Genomic DNA, 11,370 nt, shown 5'->3' on the forward strand with positions numbered 1-11,370 from the left:
GCCACCAAGCATCATTCCTTGCAAGCAAGTCCTTGTTCTGAAAATACCAGTGGTACACTGGTGCAATGAGTTCTACTGACCCTGTATCTACAAAAAAATTGCAAAACGCATGGAGACTGGCGGTCTGAAAAAAGAGCGCGATGTGCCTATACTGGCATTCGCTATTTGCATCTGCCTGATTGCAGTCGCGATCATAGCGCAGAGCTGGTGGTCTATAGCCCAGGACAAGACGCTGACCATCAATGCTGCTCAGGAGCATAATTTCCTGGCCGTGCGCATGCTCGAAGAACATGTCAGCGAAGTCATGCGCGGTGCGGTGCGTGTTACGACCGTGGCAAGTGAAGAAGTCCTCTCTGAAACTAAAGTAACTGCTGCAGAAGCCCGGCAGTTGCAGCAAATCCTCGCCATGCAAAGGCAGGAGTCTGAATCCATACACGCGCTTTCTGTATTTGATTCTCAAGGAAATTGGCTTGCATCCAGTCAGATGGGGGTGGTTGTACCTGCGCCTGAAAGAGTCGCAAACCAGCGCCATATAAAATTTTTGCTTGAGCATCCTGAAGATACCAAAGTAGTACTGGGCGAGGCTTATCAACTGAGCCAGACTGGGCAGTGGATTTTACCTGTGCTTAAAAATTTTTTTGATAAAACTGGCAAACGCGCAGGTTTGATGCAGGCTGATATTCAGCTCCGTTATCTCTATGATTTCTATGAACGTATTGCTCTTGGCAGTGGTGCCAGCATCGTCTTGTATGATGAATCTGGTAGGAAATTGGCTGCTGCTGGCTTGAAAGAACGCGATTACTCCAGGTCTGTACTGGACAACATCATCCGCAAAAAGACACCGGAAGGGGCCTTGCGGGATGAAGATGAAGAGGGTAAAGCCTGGTTGATCAGTTATCGCAAAATCAGTGATTTCCCCTTGATACTGGTCTATGCGCGCGAGAGTAATGTCATATTGACAGACTGGAATGCCAGGGTAACGCAAAAGATCATGGTGACAGCGGCGACTGCGGGCTTCATTTTTTTATTGGCCTTGCTGTTGTTATGGCAGATTCGTCATTTGCGTGATTCCAAAAACCGTCTGGAAGCCAGCGAGAGCCGTTACCGGCTTATTTATCAGGGGGCACAAGATGCCATCCTGCTCATTAGCCGTGACTATATCTATGTCGATTGCAACCCGGCTGCTGTGGCCTTCTTTGGCGTCAATACCCAGGAAGAAGTGATAGGGCGCAAGGTGGGCAGTTTCTCACCCAGTATCCAGTCAGTGGCTGGTTATGCCTCCCAGGACAAGGACGTACTGGTCGCTACCCTGATAGACCAGGCTTTTAAAGGGCAGCCACAGCGCTTTGAATGGGTCACAGTCAGGAATGACCAGATACAGCACACAGAAATTTCCCTGAGCCGGGTCGAGGTCGATGGCGAAATGCTCTTGTTTTGTGTGGAGCGTGATATCAATGCTCGCAAATATAGTGAATTACTGATCGCCGGGCAAAATCGTCTGCTGAAACTCATCGGTGGTGAAGAGGAGTTGACTTCCATACTGGAAGCCATCAGCCAGTTTGTGGAAAAGCTTTGCCCTCATTGGCGTTGCGGGATACAACTGCTGGCCGATGACAGGCGAAGCTTTGCCCATGCTACCGGCAGTCGCTTCCCTGAGGTTTTGCTGGCGCAGATACCTGGCATGACAGTAACCCATGGCAGCGGCATCTGGTCTGAGACCGCATTGACCATGGAGCCTATCTGGTTGCGTGAGTTTTTGCAGGCACCTGCCATGCAATTCGTGAACGGGGTAGAAACCCTGGTTGAATTCTCTTCTTGCTCAGCCTGGCCCATCTTTGGCAAGAATGGTCAGTTGCTGGGCAGTTTCAGCCTGTTTTCTTATAGCCGCGAGCCACTCAGCGAAAAAGATCTGGGCCTGGTCAGGATTACGGTGGATATTGCCGGTATTGCCATAGAAGGCCGCCGCTCCGAAAAGAAAATCATGCAGCTCGCCCATTATGATGAGCTGACGGGTTTGCCTAACCGCTTCCTGTATAACCAGCATCTGGCTCGTTCGCTGGCGATTGCCGAACGTAATCGCAGTCAACTGGCCGTGCTCTTCCTTGATCTTGACCGCTTCAAAAACATCAATGACACTTTTGGCCATGACGAGGGTGACAATGTCTTGCGCACCATTGCACTCAGTTTCCGGCAATGCCTGCGCGAGTCCGACATCATTGCCAGGATAGGCGGTGACGAATTCATCCTCCTGATAGACCAGTTCAATGAGGCGCGCGACCTTGGCGACGTTGCTGACAAGCTCTTGTATGCTGCTGCCCAGCCTTTCGAGATAGATGGGCAGGAATGCCAGCTCAGTGCCAGCATAGGCATTGCTACCTTCCCGGCTGATGGCAGGGATGCCCAGACCCTGTTGAAAAATGCTGACATTGCCATGTACAAGGCAAAAAACAAGGGCAAGGACAATTACCAGTTCTATGCCTCGGAAATGAATACCCATACCGTCGAGAGGCTGGCCTTTGAAGCGCGCCTGCGCAAGGCACTGGAGCGACGCGAGTTTGTCGTCCATTACCAGCCCAAGCTGGATGTCAAAACCGAGCGCATCGTCGGTGCCGAGGCGCTGGTACGCTGGAACCACCCAGAACGCGGAGTACTGTCTCCGGTTGAATTCATTGCCCTGGCAGAAGAGGCAGGCCTGATCGCCCGCCTGGGTATGCTGGTACTCGATATTGCTTGCCGTGACATCCTGAGTTTCCGCAATGTTGACAAGGATTTTGGCCGGGTGGCAATCAATCTGTCGGGTGCCCAGTTCAATGATGCGCACATGCTGGAAGAGGTCAAAAGCGTCGTCGATTTCTGGCGCGTGCCCGCCAATTCCATCGAGTTTGAGATTACCGAAAGCATGGTCATGCATAACCGTGAGCAGGCAATCTTGCTCATGGATGGCCTCAAGGAGGCTGGCTTTACGCTCTCCATAGACGATTTTGGGACTGGCTATTCTTCCCTGGCCTACCTGAAGCGCTTTCCTGTTGATAGCGTCAAGGTCGATCGTTCCTTCATTAAAGACATACCTGACGACCCAAATGACACCGCCATCGTGCTCGCCATTGTCGCGATGGCACATACCCTGGGCATTAAAGTCATTGCCGAGGGAGTGGATTCCGCCATACAGCTGGAAACCTTGCGTGAATGCAAATGCGATGAATTCCAGGGTTTCTATTTCAGCAAGGCTGTCCCGGACAAAGAGTTTTTGCAATTATTGCAACGTCAAAGAAGGGAAACTTAATAGCTATATATCGTCATGCCGCCGACCGGGCATGCTGCACTGAATTACCTCACTATTTCACCTGCTTTTGGCTTGAAAACCTGCCCATGCAGGCCAATTTTCAGCGATAATCTGCACCCTTGTTCATCACCTTTAGTACAGCAACGTTTATAAATTGTCACTTCAGCGGCTAAAAAGCGGCGATCTCCTCTTTCTTGCAGGCATTTTCCTTAAGTCCCCCATCCCAAAACGCAACAGTCCGGGATAAACACATGGTTATATGTAAGGCGCTACTTTCACTGTGCGGTGTAAGTGCCTAATTTATCAGGATAAATTGTCTGGGCTTGACTGAGCTTCACCTCAAGTGTTGGCGCTAAGTCCTTGACTTCATTAGAAATTTTTCCAAATTACCCCATAAATACGCTTGACCGGGCTCAAGTCATCCTCTAAAGTGGGCAATAGTGTGAAAAAGTGTAATTTTGTGGCATAAAATTCCCGATTTCGCTTACATTCCATGCGTGGCCGGACATACAGATTTTCAGGAAAAAGGTAGATAGCGTGTTTCAGGGGGCGTCCTCACTCAATCTCGATGCAAAAGGCAGGATGTCCATCCCTGCCCGGCACCGTGACGCGCTCAATGTGCAGTGCGAAGGCCGGATTACCCTGACACGCCACCCTGACGGTTGCCTTTTGCTCTTCCCGCGCCCTACCTGGGAATCTCACCGCGAACAAATCGCTGCCTGGCCCATACAGGCACGCGACTGGAAACGTATTTTTCTCGGTAATGCCTTCGATGTGGAAATGGATGGCGCTGGTCGTATCCTGGTCGCGCCTGAGTTGCGCAGTGCAGTAGGCATGCAGCGTGACGTCATGCTCTTGGGTATGGGCAGCCATTTTGAGATTTGGGACGCTGCCAAGCTGGCAGAAAACGAAGCAAAAGCCATTGCTGGCGGTGCTCCTGATGTATTAAACAATTTTTCTTTCTGATCGCGGGCAATGAGTATTCAGCAAGCGGCAGATTTTACGCACCAGACTGTGCTGTTGCATGAGGCTGTAGACGCCCTCGGCATCACAGATCAGCGTGCCAGCGGGATTTATGTAGACGGTACCTTCGGCCGTGGCGGACATAGTCGCCTGATCTTGTCGCAACTGGGTAGCAATGGCCGCCTGATTGCTTTTGATAAAGACACCCAGGCTATCGCCAGCGCAGCAGAAATACAAGACCCGCGTTTCCATATCGTGCATGACAGTTTTGCAGCTATTGGTGAGGCTTTGCCTGACTGTGGTGTTGGCAAGGTCGATGGCATCCTGATGGATTTGGGCATTTCATCCCCGCAAGTGGATGATGCCAGCCGGGGTTTCAGTTTCAGATCAGATGGTCCGCTCGACATGCGCATGGATACCACGCGTGGCATATCGGCTGCCGAATGGCTGGCGACTGCCGAAGAAGAACAAATTACGGAGGTTATAAAAAATTATGGGGAAGAACGGTTTGCTTTTCAGATTGCAAAGGCGATTGTTGCTCGCAGGAAAACAGACGCCATTCGTGGAACACGACAGCTCGCAGAAATCGTCGCACACGCCGTCAAAACTCGCGAGAAGGGTAAAGACCCGGCAACTCGCACCTTTCAGGCTATACGGATTTTCATCAATCAGGAGCTTGAAGATCTCGAAATAGGTTTGGCAGCAGCTTACGACGCATTGGCACCGTATGGACGCATGTCGGTCATCAGTTTCCATTCACTGGAAGACCGCATCGTGAAGCAGTTCTTTGCTTCCAAGGTCAAGGTGGAACAGCCTGACCGTCGCTTGCCGATACGTCATATCGATTTGCCGAAACCGCAAATGCGCTTGCTGAACCGCATCAAGCCTACCGAGGTTGAGGTCAGTGCCAATCCGCGTTCGCGTTCGGCCATTTTGCGGGTAGCAGAGCGTTTGCCAGAGGTGGGCGTATGAGTACCCGCTGGAACATTATTCTGGCAGCGGCATTGATCACTTGTGCTCTGTCATTGATTAATGCGCAGTACCAGGCACGTCGCCTGTTTATAGAGCTGGAGCGTGAACAAAGTTTAAGCAAGCAATATGAATTGCAATGGACGCAACTGAAACTCGATCAATCCACTTACGGCAAGCATGCGCGCATAGAAGCAACAGCGGCGCGTGAATTGAATATGGTGGCAGTGACACCCGATCGTACCCAGTACCTGAAAGCGGTGGAGACAAAATGAGCAGATCAGCCAGTACATCCCGTACCGCCGCTGCACGCGGCGTCGCCTTTTCTTCCAGCCCTGTGCTGGACGTGAAGCTGCCTGCCTGGCGTTCACGCTTCGTGCTGTTCCTGTTGTTTGCCGCCTTCATCGCCCTGATCGCCAAAGCCCTGTATCTGCAAGGATTTACCAAGGACTTCTTGCAGAAGGAAGGGGCTAACCGCTACGCCCGTACGCTGGAGTTGCCAGCCACCCGCGGCAAGATTACTGACCGCAATGGCCAGGTGCTGGCCTCATCCGTACCTGTAAAAGCCATCTGGGCCATTCCTGATGATGTGCTGGAAGCGCCAAAAGAAAAACTGCAGCAACTGGCCAAATTGCTGGACATGACTGAGGCTGAATTGCGCAAGAAGCTCGATTCTGACCGTCAGTTTGTCTATCTGAAACGCCAGGTCGAGCCTGCTGTTTCTGACAAGGTCGTGGCGCTGGGCATAGCCGGTATAGAAACCCGCAAAGAATATAAACGCTTTTACCCAGAAGGCGAAGTCATGGCCCATGTGGTCGGCTTTACCAATGTAGAAGATGTAGGACAAGAAGGCATAGAGCTGGCATCGGAAAAAAACCTGGCGGGTAAGACCGGGAGTCGCCGTGTCATCAAGGACAGGCTGGGCCATATTGTTGAAGATATACAAGCCGTACGCGAACCGCATGACGGCAAGGATTTGACGTTATCGATAGATAGCAAGATTCAATACATTGCTTTCACTCACCTGAAAGAAGCAGTAGAAAAACATAAGGCCAAAGCAGGTGGCGCAGTGGTGCTGGACGTGCAAACCGGTGAAGTGCTGGCGTTGGTGAATCTGCCCACGTACAATCCCAATGATCGTTCTGCGCTGACTGGTGCGCAATTGCGTAACCGTGTCATGACCGACACTTTTGAGCCTGGCTCCACCATGAAACCGGTGACCGTGGCACTCGCTTTGGATACTGGCAGGGTAACACCTGATACCGTATTCCAGACTGCGCCTGGTGTCATGGCCATAGGCCCGGCATTGATACATGATGCGCACAAACAGGGCTCTTTGACAGTAGCGCAAGTCATACAAAAATCATCGAATATTGGTACGGTAAAAATGGCATTGCAAATGCCACCACAAGAAATGTGGGAGATGTTTACTACCCTGGGTTTTGGCCAGCAACCAAAATTCGGTTTCCCTGGCGCGGTGGCCGGGCGTTTGCGTAATTACAAAAACTGGCGTCCTATTGAGCAGGCCACCATGAGCTATGGTCACGGTATCTCGGTATCGCTCATACAGATGGCACGCGCCTATATGATTTTTGCCAGGAACGGTGACATGATCCCGCTGACTTTCCAAAAGTCGGCTGAGTTGCCACAAGGCTCACGCGTGATTTCTGAAAAAACTTCAAAACAAATGCGCCTGATGATGGAAGCCGTGACCGAACCGGGTGGCACTGCTACCCAGGCGCGCATCGCTGGTTACCGTGTTGCAGGTAAAACTGGTACTGCCCACAAGCTTGAGGGTGGCCGCTATGTCAATAAATATGTGGGTGATTTCGTCGGCTTTGCGCCAGTATCCAATCCGCGCGTCATCGTCGCGGTCATGATAGACGAACCCAGCTCTGGCGGTTATTACGGTGGCACCGTTGCTGCCCCGGTATTTGCGGCCATTACGGCGAACGTCTTGCGTTCGCTGAACGTGCCGCCTGACTCATCCGTCACCAGCATTATTCCTGATACCAGCGTACAGGAAAGCATGTAATGACACAGAAAAATATAACTATGACAGCAATACTGGACTGGCTGAAGCAGCATGCGCCGAATGCGCAATTGCGCTCAGATTCCCGCTCCATACAAACTGGGGATGTCTTCTTCGCCTTGCGCACCCATATCACTGATGGCCGTGCGCATATCGCCCACGCAATTGCCAATGGCGCAGTCGCCGTGGTATATGAAGCTGATAATTTTGTGTGGGATGAAACACTAAACACTCCTCATCTTGCAGTGCAGGATTTGCAGGATGTGGTTGGCCATGTTGCTCATGCCTGGTACGGCCAGCCTGATCAGGGCTGGTTTAATGTGGCCGTGACCGGCACCAATGGCAAGACTTCCTGCTCGCAATGGATAGCCAGGGCACTGTCACTGAGTGGCACACCTGCTGCCGTTATCGGTACGCTTGGCATAGGCCAGTATCGCAATGGCATCCTCGGACAACTGGCCGAAACTGGTTACACCACACCAGACGCGATAGGTTTGCAGCAAAAACTGGCAGACCTGCAGCGCGATGGCGCACAGGCACTGGCGATAGAAGCTTCTTCCATAGGTTTGCATCAGGGTCGTTTGAACGGCCTGCATTTTGATGTGGCGGTCCTGACCAATCTGACACGTGATCATCTTGATTATCATGGTGATATGCAAGGCTATGCGGCTGCAAAAACCAGACTTTTTGACTGGCAGGGGCTGGGTACTGCTGTCATCAATCTGGATGATGCCTATGGTCTGGAATTGTTGAGGCATTTGCAAGCCAGTCAGCCAGCTACAAAACTGCTGGGCTACAGTCTGGAAAAAGACCTGGTGCCAGGTGTTGATGCACTGATCGCCAGCAATCTGAAAACCAGCCATGCAGGCACCAGCTTCCATCTGGAATCCCCTTTTGGCGCGGCGCAAGTCAAGACTCAGCTCATAGGCAAGTTCAATGTCAGCAATATCCTGGCGGTACTCGCCGTATTGCTGAGCAAGGGCATTGCCCTGAGCAAGGCGGTAGGCATCATAGAAAAACTGACGCCTGTTCCTGGACGCATGCAATTGCTGGGCACTGCCGGTCATGTCATGGTCGTTATTGATTATGCGCACACACCAGATGCGCTGGAAAAAACCCTGGAAGCCTTGCAGCAGGTTGCGCAAGAAAGAACCGGGGCCTTATGGTGCGTGTTTGGTTGTGGTGGTGACCGTGACCCAGGCAAACGTCCGCAGATGGGCAAGATTGCTGAGCTGGCGCAACATGTCGTTGTCACCAGTGATAATCCGCGCAGTGAAAATCCATCGCAGATCATAGAAGATATCCTCAAAGGCATGACAGGCACGCCGCAAGTCATCGAAGATCGCGCCAATGCGATCCTGTATGCGATCAAGCATGCAGATCATCATGATGTGGTTTTGCTGGCTGGCAAAGGGCATGAAACCTATCAGGATATCAATGGGAAAAAATGGCCATTCTCTGATGAAGAGCATGCCGCGCTCTCACTCGCTACCGTGGCAACCAGCGGTAATATGAAGAGGGGAAGCTGATGGAGTTCTCTCTTCAGGAATTGCAGACTGCCTTACCTGCGGCCAAGTTGACTGGCGATGCTGGTGTCATTATCCGCATCACTGGCCTGACTACCGATAGCCGCAAAGCCGGCTCTGGTGATCTGTTCGTCGCCTTGCGTGGTGAAAATTTTGATGCGCATGATTTCTTGCCGCAAGTAGCGGCTGCTGGTGCCGCTGCAGTGATTGCCGAACATCTGCCAACAGACTTCAATCTGCCGGCTTTGCAGGTAGCAGACAGCAAACTGGCACTGGTAAAAGTAGGCCGTTTCTGGCGTCAAAAATTTGACTTGCCTGTCATTGGTGTGACAGGCAGTAATGGCAAGACCACCGTCAAGGAAATGATTTCTTCGATTTTGGCCGCAGCCTTTGGTATTGATGGCCGCCTGGCGACTGCAGGTAATTTGAATAATGAAATCGGTGTTCCTCTGACCATCATGCAATTGCATGCAGAGCACAAGGCCGCTGTTATAGAAATGGGCATGAACCATCCTGGCGAAATCGCCTTGCTGGCATCTGCTGCCATGCCCACCGTGGCCCTGGTCAACAATGCCCAGCGTGAACATCAGGAATTCATGCAAAGCGTGGAAGCAGTGGCGCGCGAAAATGGCGTGGCGATACAGTGCCTGCCAGATGATGGCGTAGCTGTATTCCCTGCCAACGATACTTACACAGCTTTATGGCAATCCTTTGCGTCTGAACGCGGTCAGCGTAAAACCCTGACTTTTGGTCTGACGCCCGATGCTGATGTGCATGCGACTTACCTGCCCAGTGTGTTTGGCAGCGACCTGCAAATCAACCTGGCAGGTCAGATCTTGTCAGTGCGCCTGAGCGCAGCTGGTCAGCACAATGTCTTGAATGCACTCGCCGCTGCAGCTTGCTGCCACGCAACCGGCGTCAGCAAAGAAGCCATCGTTGCCGGTCTGGAAAATTTCGCACCTGTGAATGGCCGTTTGCAACGCAAGCAAGCCAAATCTGGTGCAACCGTCATTGATGACAGCTATAACGCCAATCCTGATTCTGTACGTGCCGCAATAGATGTGCTGGCACAAATCGGTGGCGACACAGCCCTGGTACTCGGTGACATGGGCGAGGTTGGTGAAAACGGTGCGCAATTTCATCATGAAATTGGTGAGTATGCGCAGCAGCGGGGTATCAAAAAATTGTTCTTGCTGGGTGAACTGGTTGCTCATGCAGCGCAAGGCTATGGTGTCGGTGCACAGCATTTTGCCAGTGTAGAAAACCTGTGCCAGAACCTTGATGCGCAAACTGCGGCTGACACCATAGTGCTGGTAAAAGGCTCACGCTTCATGAAAATGGAAAGAGTCGTTGCTCATCTGCTGGCAGCAGACGAAGCAGATAAAAACACATTACAACAAAAAATAATAGGGAATCACTAGTATGTTGCTCTGGTTGGCTGAAATGTTAAAGCAGGATATAGGCTGGCTGCGCGTATTCGGGTTTATTACCTTCCGCGCAGTATTTGCCACAATGACGGCCATCTCCATCGGTATTTTTGCTGGACCAGCGGTCATACGCATGCTGACCAGGCTCAAGGTAGGCCAGGCTGTACGCAGCTATGGCATGGAAACACATCTGGTTAAATCCGGCACGCCGACCATGGGTGGTGTACTGGTCTTGATTTCCATTGGTATTTCCACTTTATTGTGGGGAGATTTGAGCAACCGTTTTATCTGGGTCGTGATGATAGTCACGCTGGGCTATGGTGCAGTTGGCTGGGTCGATGATTATCGCAAGGTAGTTTATAAAGATCCTGAAGGCATGCGCTCCAGGGAAAAATATTTCTGGCAATCGCTGATAGGTTTGATCGCTGCTTTTTACCTGGCGTTTTCAGTCTCCGCACCAAGTAACTCAAAAGTGCTGGAATTGTTTATCGCCTGGGTACAGTCCGGTTTCAATATGGACTTGCCACCGAAAGCAGATCTGATCGTGCCTTTCTTTAAAACCGTCAGCTATCCCCTGGGTGTCTGGGGTTTTATTGCGTTAACCTACTGCGTTATCGTCGGTACCAGCAATGCCGTGAATTTTACTGATGGACTGGATGGCCTGGCCATCATGCCTACCATCATGGTCGGTTCAGCGCTTGGTCTGTTTGCTTACCTGACCGGTAATGTGGGTTATGCCAAATATCTGTTGATACCGCATATACCAGGTGCCGGTGAGTTGCTGATTTTCTGTGGTGCGATGGCAGGGGCTGGTCTGGCTTTCCTCTGGTTCAATGCTCACCCTGCGCAAGTATTCATGGGTGACGTAGGAGCGCTGGCCTTGGGTGGAGCACTGGGTACCGTGGCAGTCATCGTCAGGCAAGAGATCGTGTTGTTCATCATGGGTGGTATTTTCGTGGCCGAGACTTTGTCCGTCATGCTGCAAGTCAGTTACTTCAAATACACCAAGAGGAAATATGGCGAAGGCCGCCGCTTGTTGCTGATGGCACCTTTGCATCACCACTTTGAAAAAAAGGGCTGGAAAGAAACCCAGGTTGTCGTACGTTTCTGGATCATCACCATGTTGCTGGTCTTGATAGGCTTGTCTTCCCTGAAGTTGCGTTAAAAAGT

At 51.5% G+C, this 11,370-nt stretch carries 8 protein-coding genes; all 8 read left to right on the forward strand.

All coding sequences use genetic code 11. The annotated features are described in order from the left end of the window. Positions 1-109: 109 nt before the first annotated feature. The 8 genes from AC07OI_RS14245 (at position 110) to mraY (ending at position 11,365) form a co-directional block, all read left to right on the forward strand. Positions 110-3,283: a bifunctional diguanylate cyclase/phosphodiesterase gene (locus AC07OI_RS14245; RefSeq protein WP_495257701.1), complete on the forward strand. Its 3,174-nt coding sequence runs from the start codon at positions 110-112 to the stop codon at positions 3,281-3,283. A gap of 537 nt (positions 3,284-3,820) precedes the next feature. Further along, positions 3,821-4,249, forward strand: a complete 429-nt coding sequence (gene mraZ / locus AC07OI_RS14250; RefSeq protein ID WP_495257702.1) for a division/cell wall cluster transcriptional repressor MraZ — start codon at positions 3,821-3,823, stop codon at positions 4,247-4,249. Between the two features lie 9 nt (positions 4,250-4,258). After that, positions 4,259-5,218, forward strand: a complete 960-nt coding sequence (gene rsmH / locus AC07OI_RS14255; RefSeq protein ID WP_495257703.1) for a 16S rRNA (cytosine(1402)-N(4))-methyltransferase RsmH — start codon at positions 4,259-4,261, stop codon at positions 5,216-5,218. Then, on the forward strand, positions 5,215-5,490 hold the full coding sequence (ftsL, locus tag AC07OI_RS14260) for a cell division protein FtsL (RefSeq protein ID WP_495257704.1): 276 nt from the start codon (positions 5,215-5,217) through the stop codon (positions 5,488-5,490). The genes rsmH and ftsL overlap by 4 nt, the downstream gene beginning before the upstream one ends. Then, positions 5,487-7,250: a peptidoglycan D,D-transpeptidase FtsI family protein gene (locus AC07OI_RS14265; protein WP_495257705.1), complete on the forward strand. Its 1,764-nt coding sequence runs from the start codon at positions 5,487-5,489 to the stop codon at positions 7,248-7,250. Before ftsL ends, AC07OI_RS14265 begins: the two co-directional genes overlap by 4 nt. Continuing rightward, positions 7,250-8,776, forward strand: a complete 1,527-nt coding sequence (locus AC07OI_RS14270) for a UDP-N-acetylmuramoyl-L-alanyl-D-glutamate--2,6-diaminopimelate ligase (protein ID WP_495257706.1) — start codon at positions 7,250-7,252, stop codon at positions 8,774-8,776. Before AC07OI_RS14265 ends, AC07OI_RS14270 begins: the two co-directional genes overlap by 1 nt. After that, positions 8,776-10,194, forward strand: a complete 1,419-nt coding sequence (locus tag AC07OI_RS14275; RefSeq protein ID WP_495257707.1) for a UDP-N-acetylmuramoyl-tripeptide--D-alanyl-D-alanine ligase — start codon at positions 8,776-8,778, stop codon at positions 10,192-10,194. The genes AC07OI_RS14270 and AC07OI_RS14275 overlap by 1 nt, the downstream gene beginning before the upstream one ends. A gap of 1 nt (position 10,195) precedes the next feature. After that, entirely contained in the window at positions 10,196-11,365 is a 1,170-nt protein-coding gene (mraY, locus tag AC07OI_RS14280) for a phospho-N-acetylmuramoyl-pentapeptide-transferase (protein ID WP_162039863.1), read from the forward strand. Positions 11,366-11,370 lie beyond the last annotated feature (5 nt).

The sequence above is a fragment of the Undibacterium sp. GW821-FHT07F11 genome, from assembly GCF_059418665.1.